18 protein-coding genes and 2 pseudogenes are annotated in these 19,178 nt (G+C 61.0%); 17 read left to right on the forward strand and 3 right to left on the reverse strand.

What is annotated here, in order from left to right; all coding sequences use genetic code 11:
- Positions 1 to 244: 244 nt before the first annotated feature.
- The gene (locus GJ632_RS08020) at positions 245 to 1,129 is read right to left on the reverse strand and encodes an IS1595 family transposase (RefSeq protein ID WP_191452629.1); all 885 of its coding nucleotides are present in this window, start codon (positions 1,127 to 1,129) and stop codon (positions 245 to 247) included.
- 132 nt (positions 1,130 to 1,261) lie between these two features.
- On the opposite strand from GJ632_RS08020, the gene GJ632_RS08025 reads away from it, so the two are divergent.
- A complete protein-coding gene (locus GJ632_RS08025; RefSeq protein ID WP_191452630.1) occupies positions 1,262 to 2,095 on the forward strand; it encodes an SDR family NAD(P)-dependent oxidoreductase in 834 nt (277 codons plus the stop codon).
- Between the two features lie 601 nt (positions 2,096 to 2,696).
- Complete coding sequence (locus tag GJ632_RS08030; RefSeq protein WP_191452631.1) at positions 2,697 to 3,461, forward strand: IclR family transcriptional regulator; 765 nt, start codon at positions 2,697 to 2,699, stop codon at positions 3,459 to 3,461.
- On the opposite strand, the gene GJ632_RS08035 is transcribed toward GJ632_RS08030, so the two are convergent.
- Positions 3,452 to 4,366, reverse strand: coding sequence for a DMT family transporter (locus GJ632_RS08035; RefSeq protein ID WP_191452632.1), 915 nt, complete (start codon positions 4,364 to 4,366; stop codon positions 3,452 to 3,454). The genes GJ632_RS08030 and GJ632_RS08035 overlap by 10 nt on opposite strands.
- An 86-nt stretch (positions 4,367 to 4,452) precedes the next feature.
- Between GJ632_RS08035 and GJ632_RS08040 the strand changes: the two genes are divergently transcribed.
- The 14 genes and pseudogenes from GJ632_RS08040 to GJ632_RS08100 all read left to right on the forward strand — a co-directional run bounded on the left by GJ632_RS08040 (position 4,453) and on the right by GJ632_RS08100 (position 17,755).
- Positions 4,453 to 5,571 (forward strand): mandelate racemase/muconate lactonizing enzyme family protein, encoded by a 1,119-nt coding sequence (locus GJ632_RS08040; RefSeq protein WP_197427938.1) that lies wholly within the window; start codon positions 4,453 to 4,455, stop codon positions 5,569 to 5,571.
- A gap of 41 nt (positions 5,572 to 5,612) precedes the next feature.
- On the forward strand, positions 5,613 to 6,725 hold the full coding sequence (locus GJ632_RS08045) for a hypothetical protein (protein ID WP_191452633.1): 1,113 nt from the start codon (positions 5,613 to 5,615) through the stop codon (positions 6,723 to 6,725).
- Positions 6,726 to 6,806: 81 nt separating this feature from the next.
- Complete coding sequence (locus GJ632_RS08050) at positions 6,807 to 7,973, forward strand: exo-beta-N-acetylmuramidase NamZ domain-containing protein (protein ID WP_191452634.1); 1,167 nt, start codon at positions 6,807 to 6,809, stop codon at positions 7,971 to 7,973.
- Between the two features lie 134 nt (positions 7,974 to 8,107).
- Positions 8,108 to 9,604: an ABC transporter substrate-binding protein gene (locus tag GJ632_RS08055; RefSeq protein WP_191452635.1), complete on the forward strand. Its 1,497-nt coding sequence runs from the start codon at positions 8,108 to 8,110 to the stop codon at positions 9,602 to 9,604.
- A gap of 220 nt (positions 9,605 to 9,824) precedes the next feature.
- Positions 9,825 to 10,769: an ABC transporter permease gene (locus tag GJ632_RS08060; RefSeq protein WP_197427939.1), complete on the forward strand. Its 945-nt coding sequence runs from the start codon at positions 9,825 to 9,827 to the stop codon at positions 10,767 to 10,769.
- A pseudogene (locus GJ632_RS25830) lies at positions 10,762 to 10,977 on the forward strand (hypothetical protein); the annotation flags it as partial. The gene GJ632_RS08060 and the pseudogene GJ632_RS25830, both read left to right, overlap by 8 nt.
- A 110-nt stretch (positions 10,978 to 11,087) precedes the next feature.
- On the forward strand, positions 11,088 to 11,684 hold the full coding sequence (locus GJ632_RS22025; protein ID WP_197427940.1) for an ABC transporter permease: 597 nt from the start codon (positions 11,088 to 11,090) through the stop codon (positions 11,682 to 11,684).
- Position 11,685: 1 nt separating this feature from the next.
- Positions 11,686 to 12,942, forward strand: coding sequence for an ABC transporter ATP-binding protein (locus tag GJ632_RS08070; protein WP_197427941.1), 1,257 nt, complete (start codon positions 11,686 to 11,688; stop codon positions 12,940 to 12,942).
- Positions 12,939 to 13,142 (forward strand): hypothetical protein, encoded by a 204-nt coding sequence (locus tag GJ632_RS08075; protein WP_191452637.1) that lies wholly within the window; start codon positions 12,939 to 12,941, stop codon positions 13,140 to 13,142. The genes GJ632_RS08070 and GJ632_RS08075 overlap by 4 nt, the downstream gene beginning before the upstream one ends.
- On the forward strand, positions 13,052 to 14,035 hold the full coding sequence (locus tag GJ632_RS25265; RefSeq protein WP_343161090.1) for an ABC transporter ATP-binding protein: 984 nt from the start codon (positions 13,052 to 13,054) through the stop codon (positions 14,033 to 14,035). The genes GJ632_RS08075 and GJ632_RS25265 overlap by 91 nt, the downstream gene beginning before the upstream one ends.
- A gap of 103 nt (positions 14,036 to 14,138) precedes the next feature.
- Positions 14,139 to 15,218: a serine hydrolase gene (locus GJ632_RS08085; RefSeq protein WP_197427942.1), complete on the forward strand. Its 1,080-nt coding sequence runs from the start codon at positions 14,139 to 14,141 to the stop codon at positions 15,216 to 15,218.
- Between the two features lie 15 nt (positions 15,219 to 15,233).
- Positions 15,234 to 16,487, forward strand: a complete 1,254-nt coding sequence (locus tag GJ632_RS08090; RefSeq protein ID WP_197427943.1) for an anhydro-N-acetylmuramic acid kinase — start codon at positions 15,234 to 15,236, stop codon at positions 16,485 to 16,487.
- A 16-nt stretch (positions 16,488 to 16,503) separates the two neighbouring features.
- The gene (locus tag GJ632_RS08095) at positions 16,504 to 17,295 is read left to right on the forward strand and encodes an HAD family phosphatase (RefSeq protein ID WP_197427944.1); all 792 of its coding nucleotides are present in this window, start codon (positions 16,504 to 16,506) and stop codon (positions 17,293 to 17,295) included.
- A 76-nt stretch (positions 17,296 to 17,371) separates the two neighbouring features.
- Positions 17,372 to 17,755, forward strand: coding sequence for a Rid family detoxifying hydrolase (locus GJ632_RS08100; RefSeq protein WP_191452640.1), 384 nt, complete (start codon positions 17,372 to 17,374; stop codon positions 17,753 to 17,755).
- A 46-nt stretch (positions 17,756 to 17,801) separates the two neighbouring features.
- On the opposite strand, the pseudogene GJ632_RS08105 reads toward GJ632_RS08100, so the two are convergent.
- A pseudogene (locus GJ632_RS08105) lies at positions 17,802 to 18,601 on the reverse strand (creatininase family protein).
- 156 nt (positions 18,602 to 18,757) lie between these two features.
- On the opposite strand from GJ632_RS08105, the gene GJ632_RS25835 reads away from it, so the two are divergent.
- Positions 18,758 to 19,066 (forward strand): GNAT family N-acetyltransferase, encoded by a 309-nt coding sequence (locus GJ632_RS25835; RefSeq protein WP_197427945.1) that lies wholly within the window; start codon positions 18,758 to 18,760, stop codon positions 19,064 to 19,066.
- Positions 19,067 to 19,178: the final 112 nt, after the last annotated feature.

Below are 19,178 nucleotides of genomic sequence, written 5' to 3' on the forward strand. Positions count from 1 at the left end.
GAGTGGTCGGATTCACGCCCGCCCTAAAGACTGGGACTCTCTCCTTGAGTCAGGTAGCCGAGCCCCTGACTTGCGCACCGGGCCAAATGATTGAGCTACGAGCGCATACCCCCCGCCTTTAGGCGGGGGGTCAAGCGGACAATAGCGTACATTCCCACCGACGACGCTACGGCTGGATTTCCCACCGATTCACCACCAGTAATACACACTTCGACTATCGCTCATGTGTAGCAGATTGTTGATTTCAGAGAGTCGCTTTGACAGCATATTCGAGTGCTTCTCGACCGGGTTTTCTGAAGAGTTCGCTGCGTAGCTGAAAGGCGCGGAGATACTGTGTCAACTTGTCCTTCGAGACGCCTCGATGCGGCGAGAGCCACCGTCGCGCCAGCGACGCGTGGCTCTCGCAGGTGTTGACGTGAACATCTCCATCAGCGTACTCGCCGTCACCGTGGACGACGTATTCGCGGTGGAACTCGTCGTCGTCCTCCAGTGGGTCGTATGCCCGAAATCCGTCGGTGTAGACGGTCAGCGACTCCTCCTCGTGGTCAGCGAGGAGGAGTCGCACTGTCGATTCATCAGCGGATTTCGCTGGGACGACGTATCGCTGCCCCGTTCCACGGTCAACGATGGTGAAGATGGGTGGTTTGTCTCCCTCATATGAACCACGCCCACGCGTGGAGAGGCCACGCGAGCGCGACTCTTGGTCGCGCTCGCGGCCTTTCAATCCGGCAGAGACGTACACTTCGTCGATTTCGACCGGTCCAACGAGGTCGAGCTGAGGCGCGTCGAGCGCTCTGGTAAAGCGCTCGACGCGACGGTGCATCGTCTTGTAGGTAACACCGATCTCCCGCTGAAGTTGGCGGAGACTCGTGTTAAACCGTAAGAACGCGTAAATCGAGAACAACCATTTGCGGAGCGCAACCTTTGAGTGAGCGAAAATTGTGCCCGTCTTATCATTGAACGTGCGGTCGCAATTCTTACAGAGATAGCGTTGAAACGCCCCATAGCTGCCGTTCTTGACCGTCCGGTCAGAACGGCAGCGAGGGCATTCGACGCCGTCACGCCAGCGCACCTGTTCCAGCAGGTCTGCTGCGAGTGATTCCGACCCAAACACATCGAGCGGAATCATTCGTGTCGGACACCGCTAGCGCGGTGTCCTTGCCCTCTTCGATTTCAGAGCAGCAGCTGAACGCCATCAACAATCTCCTACAGAAGAGCGTCTGTCTTAAGATATTTACCTGCTCCCTCAACATTGCCTTTAATGGATCCATACTCAATGACGGATACCGTAGCAGTTGTCACCGGTGGGAGCGCCGGGATCGGTCGCGCTATCGTGAAACGCTTCGCTACAAGTGGCGCACGTGTCGTAATCGCCGATGTCGACAGCGAAGGTGGGGAGGAGACGATCGACATCGTTGAGGCCGAACAGGGGGACGCCGTCTTCGTGGAGACGGACGTCACCGATGCTGAGGATGTGTCCACGCTGGTCACCGCGACAGTAGAGCAATTCGGTGGTTTGGATATCCTCGTCACAAACGCGGGCGCATCAACCGGCGACGATAACCTCCACCGCCTCAATGAGGAAGCGTGGGACCGTCTCGTCGACCTGAACCTCAAGAGCCACTTTCTGTGTGCGCGCGAAGCGATTCCACACATGGTCGAGTCCGGCGGCGGGTCGATGGTCCACATGTCGTCAGTGAACGGACTCACGGGAATTGGCCTCACCGGGTATACCGCCGCGAAGAGCGGGATCCTCGGGCTTTCGAAGCTAATCGCGACCCAATATGGCCGCCACGGCGTCCGTTCGAACGTGATCTGTCCTGGTACAATCGACTCGGAAGCGCTATCGGAAAAGCGGAAGGCCGAATGGGACAGCCAGACGCGACAAACGTGGTACGACCAGTACCCGCTCGGTCGGTTCGGCCGGCCCGAAGAAGTGGCCGCGGCGGCGCAGTTTCTGGCTTCGGATGCAGCGAGCTACGTTACCGGAAGCGCGCTTGTCGTCGACGGCGGACTGACCGCCGGACTTCCGCAGTCACTCGAATCCCGTATGTACGACGCCGACGAGAAACCCGTCGCCTCTCAGTGGGACTGACCAAACGACACATTTCCGTCGGTTTCAGCTATCCAGATACTGATTCGAATCGACGGCCCTAGTCCCGAAGTACGGCAGCGATTCATTGGGCCTTTTTCGAGGGACAGCCACGCACAGCCGATTTTTACCCTCCAAGAACGTCGCAACACTCCTTGGTGATGTTTACAGACCGCTGAAATCGTTACGGTCGCACGGACACAGAAAGAGGACTCTTCAGCGATGGGAAACGGGTTCATATCTGTTGTTCTCCCACTTGCTGATTTTCACTGAAATTTGAGTAAATAATACCGTGTCACAGGCAGCCACGTCAATCACACGCATAGAGTGCTGTGGCGGAATTCTACGACTACATTCGCTCGGCAGCCACAGAGACGGAGAAAACTCGAAAATGACAAATCCGAATGGGCATTACACTTCTAACTCCGTAATGCTAAGAGAGTACACCGGTTGTTCTCCCTCAGTATTCGGTTTCAGCGATACTGAAACCGACACTTTGGTTTCGGCGAACCAGGTTCCTGACGCCGCTACGATCCGTCGCCGGACCTCTGTTCGAAGAGGCGAAGAGTATTTTTGCTTCGACTCGAAACAGCCTCCATCCCCGATGAGCTACGAAGCGAAAAACCCGGTGCAAGCAACCCAACGCTCGCTCGACATTATCGAGGCGTTGAGAGAGCTCAACGGGGCTCGGTTGACGACGCTGTCCGAGGAACTCGATATTCCGAACAGCACCGTCCACAGTCACCTGAGTACGATGATGGAACGGGGCTACGTCGTCAAGGAAGGAGACGTATACCGTATCAGTCTCCGGTTCCTGGAACTAGGTGAGTACACCAGAAGCATCCGTAAGGTGTACACCGTAACGAAGCCTGAGGTCAACGAGCTCGCTGAGGAGACAGGCGAAGTAGTGAGCCTCCTCATCGAAGAGGCAGGGAAGGGTGTCGTACTCCACACCGAGAAAGGACCGGGCGCGGTCCCCCTCGATATTGACCCGGGTAAGCACGTCCACCTCCACACCTCTGCGCTAGGCAAGGCGGTTCTCGCCTATCTGCCGAACGACCGAGTCGAGACGATAATTGACCGGCACGGTCTCCCAACGTACACAGAACAGACGATCACCGATCGTGAACAGTTGTCGACAGAACTCTCCGAGATACGGGAACAGAGTCTCGCGTTCGACCGCGAGGAACGGGTCGCCGGCACCAGTTCGGTCGCTGTGCCCATCCGTACCGAGGATGGTCGTATCATCGGCTCGGTCGGGATGTCCGGCCCAACGAGCCGTCTCTCGGAGGACCGCATCAACTCAGCCCTCGTCGAGGCACTCCACGACGTAACGAACATCGTGGAACTCAAGCTCACCTACTCCTGAGCGTCTCCCCTCCGGTTTCCCATTAGGAAGACGAACCCGAGGAGAACGCAAGCGAATCCGGTTAGTGCTCCGCCGGTCAGTGGCTCTCGAAGCACCAGCCAACCGAACACTGCCGCAAACACCGGAACCGTGTAGGAAACAAAGTTACTCCGAACGGCTCCGACTCGATCGAGGAGCGTGAAGTAGATGAACGGACCGACGCCGCTAGAGAAAATCCCGAGATACGCGAGCGAGACGACAGCTGAGGTCGTCCATTCAACCCTCGAAAGCGTCTCCTCGAACAAGAGCGCGCTCGTGAGATGCAACAAGACCGCACCGACGATGGCAGACCAAGCCGTCATTCCAACTGGAGACACGCCCCCGTCGATACGGCGGACGAGGACGCTTCCGAACGCGACGCTGGCCGCTGAGGCGAGCACGAGTGCAATTCCCACAGAGTTGGTTCCGCGGAGACCGGCCGACGACGGAGCGGCGAGCGCGGCGACGCCAACTATACCGAGGGCGAGCGAACCGACGAGTCGAGAGGATACAGACTCGTCGGGGAGCAACCCCCCCGTGAACCCCGCAGCGAGAATCGGCGTCAGCGCGACGACGATGGAGGCGACGGCGCTCGTAACCGATTGCTGTCCGAGGAACAGAAGTGTGTTGTCGACTGCGACGATGAACACTCCGCTAACGCCGACAGCGAGCCAGTCTCGGATGCCGACCGGTCGCCAGTCGTCGGTCGTGATAAGGGCGTATCCCCCGACCACGACAGCCGCGATATCGTATCGAAGAGCGGCATAGAGGACTGGCGGAAACAGGTCGAGGCCGAACGAGATGGCGACAAACCCCCCACCCCAGATAGCCGAGACAAGTATGAAGAGCACAGGATCTGTGAGTTGCATCCGTTGCCACTGAATCATCCGAGTAACTGTCTCCGGCTGAATGACATAACATTGGGGGTCGTGAAGGGAAATGAATTTTATAGTAGAAGCGAGGCGGTATCAGTATGGCTATCAGCAGCATCGAGGCCATCCCCGTCCAGATGGACGTCAAACCGCTGGACGAAGAGTACGGCCTCGCACCGTACCGAAGCAACCACGACTCCGTTGAGTCGAGGGACCGACTGCTCGTGCGAGTTGACACCGACGACGGCGTCACGGGCTGGGGGGAGATGCTCGTCGCGATGGAGTCGCCGACAGCGTCAAAAGCCATCGTCGAAGACGTGGTCGCACCCAAACTCCTCGGTCGTGAGGTGAGTGAAATCAGGGCTCTCGTCGACGACTTCTACTTCCCGTACACGCGTATTCAGCCCTTCCTTGGGGCGGTGGAGATGGCTCTGTGGGACGCGCACGGGAAGCTGTTAGACGCTTCGGTCGCCGAGTTACTCGGTGGGGCGATGATGGACAACATCCAGGTTGCGTTCTGTCTCGGTATCCTCAACCCGGAGGCGTCGGGGGAGCACGCCGCCTTCGCAAACGAGGCGGGCTTCGATGTGCTCAAGACGAAAGCCGGGCCGGACTGGCAGACCGACATCGAACGTATCCGAGCGATGGACGCCGCGACCGACGGCGAACTCGAGTTCCGACTCGACCCGAATCAAGGCTGGACGTTCGAGGAGGCGATACGCGCGGTCGCGGCTCTCGAAGACGCAGGTATCTTCCTACAGTACATCGAACAACCGTGCCGAATCGACACGTACGGCACGTACAGCAAACTACGTTCTCGGACTCGGACCCCGATCGCCGTCAACGAGGACACCTACTTCGAGCGCAACCTCTCGCACCTGCTTCGGGAAGACGCCATCGACGTCGCCGCTATCGACCTCGTTCCCGCGGGAGGTATCCTCGCAGCGCGTGAGCAGGCCGCCATCGCCGGCAACCAGGGGGTGTCGGTCACGCACCACTGCGGGTTCGACCTCGGGGTGAAAACCGCAGCGGTTCTCCAGATGGTCGCCGCGACGCCAGCTATCAACCTCGCACCGGATACCGTCTACTACGCGTGGGAGGACGACATCCTGAAGACACCGCTGGATGTAGTTGACGGAGCAATCTCCGTTCCGAAGGGACCCGGCCTCGGCGTGACTGTAGACGAGGCGAAAGTGCAGCGTTATCGAACCGACGGATGACGCAGGTCTTCACATATCCGTGGACGGTTCAGTCTCGCGGGATGGCAGAGACCGTCGATAGACTGGCGGAAATGGGTGTTGACGGTGTCTCGATTGCAAGCCATTACCACTCGGTCCAGACGCTCGACCCCCTATCCACGGGGCCGTTGTTCGAGCAGTTCCCGGGGGGTTGTTGCTTCGACCCAGACCCGTCGACGTTCGCCGGAACGCCCATCGACCCGCCTCGCAACGAGGTAGGCGGCGAACTAGACGTCGTCCGGTCGGTTGCGGAGGCAGCGGCGGCACGAGGAATCGATGTCGGTGCCTGGACGGTCTGCATGCACGGCACTCGCCTCGGGACCACGAACCCGCAGTTCCGCGTCCAGAGTGCGTTCGGAGATACGCACGACCACGCCCTCTGTCCGTCCAATCCCGAAGTCAGGGCGTATCTAGCAGCCATCGTTCGGTCACTCGTGAATCGAAGCGTCTCTCGAATCGATCTGGAATCGCTCGGGTTCCCCAATGTCCTCCACGGACATGGGAGAGAGTTCGGACACGCGAAGAACCACGCGCTTACGTCGGCGACAGAACGTGTCCTTCTCTCGCAGTGCGGATGTGGGGGGTGCCGGCAAGCCGCCGCCGAGTATCCCGTCGATTTCGAGGCGGCAATGGAAGAGGTCAAGACGCTGTGCAGGGAGTCGCTCGCGACGCCTCGAAATCCACATCCTCCCTTCAGACAGGTGGTCGCGGAGTCCGACCATCTCGATGATCTCATTTCGTTCCGTGCGAGCGTCGTCAGTGACCTCGTTAACCGACTCGCGGCTGCCAGCGATACCGTTCCACTCAATTATCTAGTCGCCGACGGACTCGGTCACGAACCGACCGACGGAATGCCCGTGGGCATCGACTTCTCTCGGCTTCCCGGACTTGATTCAGTCACGGCAATATGTTACACTGACGACGTTGCAACCACGCGGGACCGCGTCGAGGCGCTTCGTCGGGCCTTCGACGGCCCAGTCCACGCCGCGATGACGCTTGACCCGGAAGTTACGCCCGACAGGGAGCAGTTCGACGCGACGACTGCAACCCTGCGAGACGCGACGTCTGGAGAACTGTTCGTCTACAACCACGCGCTCATGACCGACGCACACTTCGATTGGCTCGGCGAGGTCTGACCGGAAGGATCGGTCGCGGACGGCACTGCTTCCGACGTTTTGATGCGTACATTTATTTACTGCTCGGCTATATCGAATGTCATGGTACGCCTTGGGATAGAGACGCTCATCGACGAGCAGACCGATTTGCTCGCCGGCGAACGTCTCGGGCTCATCACTAACCCCTCGGGGGTGACGAGCGATCTGACGCCGACAATCGACCTGCTCGATGGTCACGACCGCATCAACCTCGAACTGCTTTTCGCGCCAGAACACGGCATCCGCGGCAATGTTCAGGCCGATGTCGCCGTCGAAGAGGACGTTGACGGCCGGACAGGCCTCCCGGTCAAAAGCCTCTACGGGGAACGCAAGGCACGTATTCACGAAGACCTCTCGAACGTCGACGTACTGGTGTATGACATGCAGGATGTCGGATGTCGGTTTTACACGCTCGTGTATACGTTGGCGTACGCACTGGAGGGCGTCGCCCGCGCTGAGAAGCGCCTTGTCGTCTTGGACCGCCCGAACCCCATCGCACCGGTCGCGCCGGTCGGTAACACGGTCGACTCGTACGGACGAGCGGGCCTCAAGGGGTACGACCTCCCCATCGTCTACCGACTGACCTCGGGCGAACTCGCCCGGTATCTCAACACCGAGTTCGACATCGGCGCGGAGCTGGATGTGGTCGAAATGGGCGGCTGGGACCACTCAGTCTGGTACGATGAGACGTCGCTTCCTTGGGTGCAGCCCTCGCCCAACATGCCGACGCTCACGACGGCGACGCTGTATCCGGGCGCGTGTCTCTTCGAGGGGACCACGCTCTCGGAGGGCCGAGGGACGACGAAGCCGTTCGAACTCATTGGCGCGCCGTGGGTTGATGCCGACAGCTGGGCCGACACGCTGAACGCACAGGGACTCGACGGCGTTGGATTCCGCCCCGCCTACTTCACACCGATGTTCTCGAAGCACGAACGCCGGGACATCGAAGGCGTCCAGATACACGTCCTTGACCGAGAGGTAATCCAACCGGTCAAGATCGGCCTGACGATGCTCGTCTCCTCGTTCCAGTTGTACTCGGAGACGTCGTGGCTCGAATTCAACGGCGGCTACTTCGTCGATCAGCTTGCCGGCGGCGCATATCTCCGTAAGACGGTCGACGGCGTCGACCCCGCCGTCGACCCCGTAGACGTTGCTACCGGGATTGTGGAATCGTGGAGCGGTGATACCGACAGCTACCGTGACCAGTACGAAGCGTACACGCTCTACTGATGCCAACCGGGGCTACGGCCCATGTGACCGCCGAGCAGAGCTGCTGGGACGGCGGTCACGTCGCGCCAGCGGCTTCCCTCGATGTCTGTCAACGTGTGACAAAAAGTTTAAATAACATGCATTTATCGGTATAGATGGATATGGACAGCAGTAACGATAGCTATCAGTGGAACAGACGGCGCCTTCTCAAGATGGTGGGAGGAGGCGCGGGTGTGACGGCGTTAGCGGGCTGTTCACAGCAGGAAGGTGATTCCTCGACCGGAACGGGAACGGGTACCGACAGGTCCCAGACCGAAGGCGGTCAAGCCGAGACGGACGCCCAGACTGACTCGGGCAGCCCGATGCCCGGTGGGTCGCTCTCTATTGCAGCTCCGGGAGACCCACAGAACCTCGACCCACACACGACAACAATCGACGTCGCGCAGATGGTCCTCGACAACGTCGTCGAGGAGCTATTCGAGCTGAACAAGAATCTCGAAGTGGAGCCGTTGCTCGCCAAGGACTATCAGGTATCAGACGACGAGACTACCTACACTGTCTCGCTGAAGGAGGGCGTCTCGTTCCACACAGGGAGCGAACTGACCGCTGCGGACGTGAAATACTCCATCGAGCGGATTCTTGATCCCGACCTCGGCTCTCCCCGAGCGGCGAACTTCGAACTCGTCGACAGCATCGAGACACCAGACGAGTACACGGTGGTGTTCGAACTCTCGCAGCCGTTCGCCCCGTTCGTCATCGGGTTAGCCGAGTCGGCGGCGATCCTCCCCGAGGGCGCGGGCGAGGAGCGTGACCTCAAACAGAGTCCAGTTGGAACCGGCCCGTTCTCGCTGTCGAACTGGGAAACGGACGATACGGTCGTCCTCGAGAAGTTCGACGACTACCACGACGACGACCTCCCGTATCTCGACGACGCAACGTTCAACGTGATTCCCGAGGCGGCGACTCGGCAAACTCAACTGCAGAGCGGATCCGCAGACATGATGTTCGGGGTCCCCTTCCAGCAGGTTTCGCAGATAGAGAACGCCGACGGGGTGAACTTGCAGTCGACATCGGGACTGTGGAAACAGTCGTTCTGGTTCAACACCGAAGAGCCGCCGTTCGACGACCCACGCGTCCGGCGAGCCGTCAGCCACGCGATCAACCGCCCGCAGTTGGTGCAGGGCGTCCTCTTCGGTAACGGGGAGGTTGCACACTCACCCGTCCCGCCGACCAGTACGTGGCAGGACCGCATTACCGACGACAACGTCCAAGACTTCAGCCGTGAAAAAGCGGAATCACTGTTCGAGGAGGCAGGCGTCGATCCGGCGTCCATCCAGACCTCGATCAAAGCCTCGCGGACACCCGGCCCGACGTACGCCGACACGGCGACGCTCGTCCAGAGCCACCTCTCACAGCTCGGAATGCAGGTCGATGTCGAGATCATGGACTTCTCGACGTGGTTACAGGAGGTGTGGGTCGACAAAAACTACCAGCTGTCGGTCGGATCCTGGTCGGGCCGCATCGACCCCGACGGATGGTACTACCGGCAGTACCACTCCGAGACCCTGGAACATCTGGCACTACTCGAACGACGAAGTCGACAGCTTAGTCGAGGAGGGCCGAACGACGACCGATCCCGCGAAGCGCGGTGAGATATACAGTCAGGTCGAGAGCATCATCTCCGAAGAGGTGCCGCAGACGTATCTGTACTTCCGCGAATCGTTGACCGGGCTTAAAGACTCTGTCAGCGGCTACACGCTCGCCCCGACGCACCAAGCGGCACTGGAAACAGTCTACAAAGAGTGAACCTATGAACGAGAGACCGAACAGTTCACGCTCGTCACTGGCACTCCCCCAGAGGAGTGATTATCGGTGAAGCTGTACGTGTTGAAGCGGTTCGTGCAGTACGTCCCGGTTCTCATCGGGGTGAGCCTTATCGCGTTCAGTATGATCCATCTCGTGAGCGGCGGACCAGTGCGAACGATGCTCGGTACGCAGGCCACCGAGGAACAGGTCGAACAGGTTCGTGATCGACTCGACCTCAATGAACCGCTGCACGTCCAGTATCTAGACTGGGTCTCGGGTGTCGTTCGCGGCGACTTCGGCGAATCGATACAGAGCGGAAAGCCCGTGTCGGAGATGATTCTCACGAGGTTGCCTAAAACCGTGTGGCTAGCCATCGGCGCGACGCTCATTTCGGTGCTCATCGGAATCCCCGCCGGCATCGTTTCGGCGACGCGCCGATACTCGATGCTGGACTACGCGGCGACAGGGTTGGCCTTCACGGGAATCTCGATTCCGAACTTCTTCCTCGGAATCCTGCTCATCCTCATGTTCGGCGGGTATCTGAACCTGCTTCCGGTGTCTGGGTTCGTCGATCCGCTGAAACATCCGATCGAAGGCGTCAAGCACCTCATCCTGCCGTGGATGACCCTCGGAACCGCGCTCGCTTCCATCGTGATGCGCATGATGCGGTCGAGCCTCCTCGAGGTGTTTAACGAGCAGTACATCCAAGTGGCGAACGCCAAGGGCCTCGCCCGGGAACTAGTCACGAACAAGCACGCAATCATGAACGCGCTCATCCCGACGGTGACAATCATCGGCCTCAACGTCGGCTATCTGCTCGGTGGCACTATCGTCGTCGAACAGATATTCGCCATCTCGGGACTGGGGCGGCTAACGCTCTCGGCCGTCCTCAACCGGGACTTCATCGTCCTGCAAGGTGTCCTCTTGGTGACCGCGTTCATATTCACCACAGTCAACTTTGCAACGGACATGGTGTACGCCTACCTAGATCCACGGATCGGTTATGAGTAACGCATCGTCTTCCGACGCGAACGCGGCGCAGTCAGAGACAGCTGACGGACAGGCACGGGCGTCCCGCCAACGCGTACTGGTGCAGACGCTCCTGGCCGATAAGCTCGCTATCGCGGGCCTCATCGGGCTGTCCACAATTGTCGTCGCGGCGTTACTCGGTCCACTCGTCTCGCCGTACGATCCAACGGCGACGAACCTCGCGGCGATGCTCCAGCCGCCGTCGCTAGCCCACCCATTCGGTACCGACCGGTACGGACGCGACATACTCACGCGCGTCGTTGTCGCGCCCGCGTCTCGCTGCTCGTCGCCTTCGTCGGTGTGGGTGTCGCCGCGGGCCTCGGCGTCCCACTGGGCGCAATCGCGGGCTACTACGAGCGGTGGCTCGGAGAGGGCATCATGCGCGTCGCCGATATGGTATTCTCGTTCCCCGCACTGCTACTCGCGCTCGTCCTCGTCACGGTCATGGGACAGAGTACGCTCAACGTCGTCGTCGCCATCGGGCTAGTCTACTGGCCCGTATTCGCCCGCATCACCCGCGGCAGCGTCCTCTCGGTCAAGGAGGAGGACTTCGTGCAGGCCGCCCGGGCTATCGGCGACACGGACGTGAGCATCATCTTCCGCGAGATACTGCCGAACATCGTCGCACCGATTATCGTCCAGGCCACGATCAGCCTCGCGGTCGCCGTCCTCGTTGAGAGCGCGCTCTCGTTCTTGGGGCTCGGCGTGCCACCGCCGAACCCCTCGTGGGGGCGAATGCTCTCTCAGAGCCGCGGGTTCATGCAGCAGGCGCCGTGGTGGGTTATCGCCCCCGGCCTCGCCATCATGTTCACCGTGCTGAGTTTCAACTTCATCGGCGACGCGTTGCGCGACGCGCTCGACCCGCACCAAGAACGTCAACTTGAAGGGAGGAACTGACGTGAGTCAACGCCACATCGAAGACACGACAGACGAATCGCGAGCGCCGCTACTCGACGTATCGGACCTCTCTGTCCGGTTCGACGGGAGCGACGAACAAGTGTACGCCGTCAACGGCGTCGACCTCAGCGTCGAACGGGGCGAAACCGTCGGTATCGTCGGCGAAAGCGGGAGCGGAAAGTCCGTCACCGCACTGAGCGTCCTCAAGATGCTCGAAGACACCGCGTCGGTCACGGGGACGGTCCGGTTCGACGGCGAGGACCTGCTCACCCTCGACGACGACGCAATGCGTGACCTGCGAGGCGACCGCATCTCGATGATTTACCAGGATCCCGGCTCTTCGCTCAACCCGGTCCTCTCGACAGGAGACCAAGTGTCCGAGACGATTCGGACGCATCGACCGCCCGCCGGAGAAGGCGTCTCGTGGTTGGAGCGGTCGGTTCTCGGAAATCTGTTCCGGTCGAAAGATTCGGCCATCCGGCACGAACAGTCGTGGGAACAGACTGTGGACCTGTTCGAACGGGTAGGGATTCCGCTCCCCGAACAGCGTGCGCTTGAATATCCGCACGAGTTCTCCGGCGGGATGAAACAGCGCGCACTCATCGCGATGGCGATTTCCTGTCAGCCGGACCTGCTCATCGCAGACGAGCCGACGACGGCCCTCGACGTGACCATCGAGGCGCAGATTCTAGACCTTCTCGCAGAGGTACAGGAGACGTTCGGCACGTCGATTCTGTTCATCACCCATGACATGGGCGTCGTCCGGGAAGTGTGCGACAGCGTGGCCGTGATGTACGCAGGGCACCTCGTCGAACGCGCGGAAACAGAGGCGCTGTTCGAATCGCCCAAGCACCCGTACACGAAAGCGCTGCTCCGCAGTGTACCACGACTCGAGGGGGGGACGGAACTCGACCCGCTCCCCGGACAGGTACCCAAGTTCACTGAAGAGCCGACGGGCTGTCCGTTCGCCTCGAGGTGTGAGGCGGTCAACGACGCCTGCTACGACGCCTTCCCGCCAGCGTATCCAGTCGGGCCCGACGACAGTCCGCTCTCCGTTCGGTCACGGGGTGCCGTCGCCGGCGACCCCGTTCGGGACCCACCCGTGCGCCGTTCTGACCGGACATACGACCACGTCGCGCATTGCGTGCTGTACGGGGCCGACGAGACGCTGACAGCGCCCGTGGAATCACCGACGGTAGAAGGCACCGACAGTCAGGTTTCGACGTCCGCTGCGCCCGAAGGAAGTGATTCCCGATGAGTGGCCTGTCAGCGCCCGACACGAACGTCGAACCCGGAACCGGTCCGGTTGACGACGATGGCGTCCTCGTCGCCGAGGACCTGCGGAAGTACTACGAGAAGCGCAGCGGATTGATGGGCTCACTTCTCGACCCAGACGGAGGCACGAGCGTCCGCGCGTCGACGGCGTCTCGCTATCGCTCCGAGCGAACGAAACGTTAGGCCTCGTCGGCGAGAGCGGGTGCGGGAAGTCGACGCTCGGGCGAACTTTAGTCAGGCTCGAACAGCCGACTGGCGGGTCGATTCGTTTCCGTGGCGAGGACATCACGGCGACGTCCGAACGGTCGCTACGCTCGTACCGGCGCGAGATACAGTTCATCCATCAGGACCCGTCGTCGTCGCTCAATCCGCGGAAACGAGTCGGTGAAATAATCAACCGCCCCCTCGAACTCCACACCTCACTCGATAGCGCGGGTCGCACCGGTCGCGTGGAGGAACTGCTCGACAGGGTCGGGCTCGACCCTGCCACGCGCCACCGCTACGCGCATGAACTCTCGGGTGGGCAGCGCCAGCGCGTCGAAATCGCTCGCGCACTCAGCGTCAATCCCTCTGTGGTCGTCGCGGACGAGCCGACAAGCGCCCTCGACGTGACCGTCCAAGCGCAGATTCTCGAACTGTTGGAGGACCTCCGAGAGGAGTTTGACCTCGCGATGCTGTTCATCAGCCATGACCTCCGAACGGTCCGGTACATCGCCGACCGCGTCAGCGTCATGTATCTCGGAGAACTTATTGAGACCGGCCCAACCGACGACGTGTTCGAGGCGCCGCGACACCCGTACACGCAGTCGCTGCTCGCGTCCGCGCCGGCTATCGGTGAACGGACACACGACCGAATCACACTGGCTGGCGAACCGCCGGACCCGGTGGACCCGCCGTCGGGTTGCCGGTTCCACCCGCGATGTCCCGTCGCCACCGACCGATGCGGACGCGATGTCCCGGCGACGCACATGGCCGGTCCGTCGCACAGACATCGGTGTCACTACGCAGATGCCGATGTCCACATGGGAACCGCGAGCGAACTCGCAGCGTCTAAAGAAGCCACAGATGACCGATAACGGCCCTCACAGCGGAGACGGGGAACAGCCCGAGTTGAACGACGCCAAAGCAACCGGTACCGTGGACTCGTCGTCACTCTCCCATATCGGGCCGGTCGACCCCATGATGGGCCCCGACGCGCTGGCGGAATTACTCGTCGACGGCCGCGAGTCGGGTCTTTTCACCGGCGCAGCGGCTGTTATCGGCGACCGAGACGACCACGCCGTCCGCACGGTCGGCACCGAAGCGGGCCCGGGCTCCGCTCCCGTGACCGAGGAGACACGGTTCGATGTCGCATCACTGACGAAACCGATCGTCACGACGACCATCGCGTTACGGTTGCTCGAACGCGGGATGTTCGATATCGGCGACGTACTAGGCAGTTACGTTCCGCCGCTCTCGGGAACGCCGCGGGGAGCGATTCCGGTGCAGACCCTTCTGACCCACACGTCCGGGCTCCCGCCATACAAGTCGTTCCCGTTCGGCTGGGGTTCCCGGGAGTCGTTGATGCAGTCGCTGTATCGGAGTCATCTCGGACTGCTTTCGGATCCGGACGAGTGGTTCGTCTACAGCGACCTCAATTTCGTTCACTTGGCCGACGCGCTTCGCCGCGCTACCGACGCCTCGCTCACCGACCTCGCGGCCGAACACGTATTCGACCCGGTCGGGATGACTAACTCGGCGATGGGACCGTTGGACGCTGCGAAGGACGTCGCCGCCACCCGAGACTACCGGTGGCGCGAACGAACGCTCCGGGGCGAGATACACGACTACATCGGCGCGGTGATGAACGGCGAGGGCGGCAACGCCGGACTGTTCGCCACCGCACCTGAGTTAGCACTGTTTGCGCGGACTCTCCTCACCGACGGACGTGTGCCGGAGAGCGCCGACGCCTCCGCCGGCCGACTACTCGCTCCGGCGACAGTCAAGCGCTGCCGGAGCGACGAGATTTCCGAGGCAGATCGACCGCATGGGCTGGGCTGGCGACTGGCACACGAGGGAGCGCCCGCACCCCAGTGGTCGGACTCGTCGTTCGGGCACACTGGATTCACCGGCTGTTCGCTCTGGATCGATCCTGTACGAGGCCGGTTTGTCGTCCTCCTAACCAACCGACCGTTTGCCACCGAAGAAACGTCTCCACTCGCGGCGTTCCGAACCCGGTTCCACGCGGTCGCCGCCGCAGTTCCGCGAATGGAGTTCTAACGAGAGAGACCAACTATGACACCAGAGACAGCAGATGACTCAGAAAGCACGAACCGACCTGCAACCATGTCGGGAACCCCCGACGACGACCGGAACGACCGGTACGCTATTGGGCTCATGTCCGGGACGTCGCTCGACGGTATCGACGCCGCGTGCTGTCGCATACGTGGCCCATCAAACCCAGACGATCCGTACAGCTATGACCTAACGATCGAATCGTTCGTCACCGAACCGTACTCTTCCGAGGTCCGCGACCGACTCGTCACCGTCTGTGACGACCAGACCGGAACAGTCGACGAAGTCTGCCGACTCAACGTGGTCATCGCTGAGCAGATGGCCGACCTCGCCTCGCGAGCGTGGGAGGCGGCAGGTCTCACAGCGGCCGATATCGACGTCGTCGCGAGCCACGGTCAGACTGTCTGGCACGTTCCCGAGAGCGAATCTGTTCCCGGGACGGACCGCCGATCGCGTTCAACGTTACAGATCGGCGACGGCTGCGTCCTCGCAGCGCGGACGGGCGTGCCGACCGTCTCGGATTTCCGGATGCGAGACATCGCCGCGGGGGGCCACGGAGCACCCCTCGCACCGTACCTCGACGGCGCCCTCTTCGCCGCCGACGACGTCACGCGCGCCGTCCAGAACATTGGCGGTATCGGTAACTGTACGCTCCTCCCGTCGTCGGATAGCGGCGACGACATCCGTGCGTTCGATACCGGACCGGGGAACATGGTCGTCGACGCCGTCGTGGAGGAACTCACCAGCGGCGAACGGACGTACGACGTGGATGGAGAACTCGCTGCGGCCGGAGAAGCCGACACCGATCTCGTCGCCTCGCTGTTGGAAGATCCGTATTTCGACGCGGAACCGCCGAAATCGACCGGAAGGGAGTACTTCGGTCACGACTACGCGCGTCGACTCGTCGAACGTGGCAAAGAGCGCAGACTAGACGACGAAGACATCGTCGCCACCGCCACCATGCTGACTGCTCAGTCGATCGCGGACGCATACGAGCGGTTCGCACCGCAGTATCCCGACGAGATTTACGTCTCCGGTGGCGGCGTGTACAACCCGACGCTCCTCAGGATGCTCCGCGACGCTGTCGACAGCCCTGTCGCCCGCCTCTCAAAATTAGGTGTTGACGGCGATCAAAAGGAGGCAGCCCTGTTCTCTCTGCTCGGGATCACGCGACTGGACGGTGTCCCGAACAACGTCCCCTCTGCGACGGGGTCGAAAGAACCAGTCGTGATGGGAAAACTCTCACTCCCGTAATTCGATGGAACACCCAATGACAGAGAACGAACCAGACGAGGTTGACCACACGGACCACGGAGACGGAGAGAGTCGTACTTCTTCCGAGACCCGCTGTACCGAGGAAACTTCCCTCGAAGACCGGATAGAAGAATGGGTCGATGAGCCGCCGTCTGACGAAGTCGAACTAGTCGTATTCGATTTCGACGGGACCCTCGCCGAACAGCGCGGTAGCTGGGGTCTCCTCTATCGGCTCTTTGGAGTCGAAGCGGCAGGGCGAGAACGAACCGACGCCTACTGGAACGGAGAACTCACTTTCGAGGCGTGGTGTCGGGAGAACGTCGCCGACTGGCGCGAACGCAACGTCACCCGATCGCATATCGAACAGGCCGCAGCTGCGGTCAAACTGACGACGGGCGCTGACGACCTCCTCACGTATCTCTCGAAGTACGATCTCCCATTCGGCGTTCTCAGCAGTGGGCTTCGAGACCTGATGTCGAGGGTCGAAGCATATGACCCCGCGTTCGTTGTCTCGAACAAAGTCGTCTACGATGACGGGACCCCGGTCGACGCGACCGTTCGCGTGGGGCCGTCCGACAAGGACGACGCGCTACTGGAAATCTGCGACCGTCACGGCGTCGAACTGGAGGACGTCGTCTACGTCGGCGACTCCCATTCGGACACCGAGGCGTTCGAGGTCGCCGGGGCGGCCATCCTCTTCGACCCGGATGACCGCCTCTCAGAGGCCGACATCGATCTCGCGGATTACGTCGTCGAACGTCGTGACCTCCGGCGTATCCTACCGTACATCACCCGCACCATCGGCTGATACTGGTCTCAACCCCCGAGAGGTATTTCTCACCCTCGTCCGGTACTTTTTCGAGACGGTGCGCCGTCTACCGCCCATGGAGGAACTCTCCACAAGCGATGCTCCCGCTAGTATCGGCCCGTTTTCGCAAGGCATCCGCGACAGTAACCGTATCTACGTCTCCGGGCAGGGGCCCATCGACCCCGCCACGGGCGACATCGTCTCCGAGGACATCCGCGAGCAGACTGCTAGAACCCTGGAGAACGTCGAAGCCGTACTGCAAGCGGGTGGTGTCTCACTCGACGATGTGGTCAAATCGACCGTATTCGTCACAGACATGAACGACTACGACGCTGTCAACGAGGTGTACGGCGAGTACATGAGTAAACCGTATCCGGCGCGGAGCGCAGTCGAAGTATGCGAATTACCTGTCCCCATTCGCGTCGAAATCGAAGTTGTCGCGAGCGCTCCCTCGCCGTAGGTGGACATCAAGACTGTTCCCGATGTCTTCGGTACCGTCTTTTTCGTCAGGCGTTCGCGTCGTGAACGTCAGTGAGTAGCGACGCCAGTTCGTCGCGGAGTCCATCGAAGATGACCGCTCCTTTCTCGGCGGTCGCGAGACTCGGATCACCGATCGCTCCGCTCTCAGAGTATTCATCGAAGGCGCGGTAGACGGAGAGTGGGCCCCCTTCGAGGAGGTCCTTTGGCCCGAGGTCGTACTGCTCGTCCCAGTAATCAGCCGGCTTGTCGTCCTCAACGAGTTCCGGACGGAGGTGAAGCATGAGTGACGTCTCGAACTCGCCACCGTGCGCCATGCCGCCGGGATCGCTCTCTCTGACGTCATCGATGAACGGACTGGCGAGTTCGAAGTAAGTAAGCCCCAGTATCTCCGCTTCAGGATGTGCACGGCCGACAGTCGTGACCGAAGCGTCAACGAGTGCTGTGTTCCCCCCGTGGCCGTTCACGAGGACCAGCGCGTCGAAGCCGTTCTCGAGGAGTGAGCTGGAAATGTCCTCTAAGAGATCCTTGAGCGTGTCGAATTCACCGGTCACCGTACCCCCGAACGGGAGATGGTGCGGTGAGTAGCCTGTCCACACTGGCGGCGAGACGAGAATCGGTATCTCGTCGACGACGTCTTCGGCGCTCGCCGTGGCGACAGCGACGCGAGTATCGAGTCTGTCGCAACCGGGAGGTGGTCTCCATGCTGTTCGACGCTTCCGACTGGGACGACGACGACAGAGCCCTCTTTCGAGCCTATCTCCGCGATTCTTGGCGCCGGCTTGGCGCCGATGGACACGTCGCTATCGAGACCGGTGTTGACAACCATGAGAGGTAATCATTGTAGACGGTCATAATTCGTTCGATTGGATCGACTCGCACCGACGCTCTCACGTCTCCCGGCACGAACTGCCGGCCGGTGAGGCTGGTACGTCTCTCGACCAGATCGATACACTTGATTGTCTCGTCTACCCTGTGCGAAATGATGACAGCACCAATCACTGTGAGGCCCATCGCGCATGACGAACTCAAAGACGTAAATGCTGTTCTCGAAGAAACATACCCATGGACCGAGTATGAGATCGACTTCGAAGTCGAAGCTTCTGATTTCGACGACGACGACGGACTGTTCGTCGCGGAGGCAAACGAGGAGATTGTGGGGTTCGTCTGGGTGATGCCACGAGGAGCATTTGGGCGATCCGGATACGTCCGTTTGCTCGCCGTCACCGAACAAGCTCAAGGGACGGGAATCGGAAGCGAACTGATGGACTGTGCCGAATCATTCCTGCGGTGAACGTCCACGCGCGGGTGGACGTTCGCCAGGTCGATGGCGTCGCGCGAACTGATGCCGTAGTCGTTCGCCACGCGGGCGAGTTCGTTGGCGACGGCGATGTTCACGTCTCGGT

This window comes from Halogeometricum sp. CBA1124, assembly GCF_009741955.1.
Classification (GTDB): Archaea; Halobacteriota; Halobacteria; order Halobacteriales; family Haloferacaceae; genus Halogeometricum; species Halogeometricum rufum.

Excerpts from the sequence above, each read along its gene's own strand:
- GJ632_RS08020 (WP_191452629.1), bottom strand. The coding sequence starts at position 1,129 with ATGATTCCGCTCGATGTGTTTGGGTCGGAATCACTCGCAGCAGACCTG.
- GJ632_RS08030 (WP_191452631.1), top strand. The coding sequence starts at position 2,697 with ATGAGCTACGAAGCGAAAAACCCGGTGCAAGCAACCCAACGCTCGCTC.
- GJ632_RS08050 (WP_191452634.1), top strand. The coding sequence starts at position 6,807 with ATGGTACGCCTTGGGATAGAGACGCTCATCGACGAGCAGACCGATTTG.
- GJ632_RS08025 (WP_191452630.1), top strand. The coding sequence starts at position 1,262 with ATGGATCCATACTCAATGACGGATACCGTAGCAGTTGTCACCGGTGGG.
- GJ632_RS08085 (WP_197427942.1), top strand. The coding sequence starts at position 14,139 with ATGATGGGCCCCGACGCGCTGGCGGAATTACTCGTCGACGGCCGCGAG.
- GJ632_RS08035 (WP_191452632.1), bottom strand. The coding sequence starts at position 4,366 with ATGATTCAGTGGCAACGGATGCAACTCACAGATCCTGTGCTCTTCATA.
- GJ632_RS08095 (WP_197427944.1), top strand. The coding sequence starts at position 16,504 with ATGACAGAGAACGAACCAGACGAGGTTGACCACACGGACCACGGAGAC.
- GJ632_RS08100 (WP_191452640.1), top strand. The coding sequence starts at position 17,372 with ATGGAGGAACTCTCCACAAGCGATGCTCCCGCTAGTATCGGCCCGTTT.
- GJ632_RS08090 (WP_197427943.1), top strand. The coding sequence starts at position 15,234 with ATGACACCAGAGACAGCAGATGACTCAGAAAGCACGAACCGACCTGCA.
- GJ632_RS08040 (WP_197427938.1), top strand. The coding sequence starts at position 4,453 with ATGGCTATCAGCAGCATCGAGGCCATCCCCGTCCAGATGGACGTCAAA.
- GJ632_RS08075 (WP_191452637.1), top strand. The coding sequence starts at position 12,939 with ATGAGTGGCCTGTCAGCGCCCGACACGAACGTCGAACCCGGAACCGGT.
- GJ632_RS25835 (WP_197427945.1), top strand. The coding sequence starts at position 18,758 with ATGACAGCACCAATCACTGTGAGGCCCATCGCGCATGACGAACTCAAA.
- GJ632_RS08045 (WP_191452633.1), top strand. The coding sequence starts at position 5,613 with ATGGCAGAGACCGTCGATAGACTGGCGGAAATGGGTGTTGACGGTGTC.
- GJ632_RS08055 (WP_191452635.1), top strand. The coding sequence starts at position 8,108 with ATGGATATGGACAGCAGTAACGATAGCTATCAGTGGAACAGACGGCGC.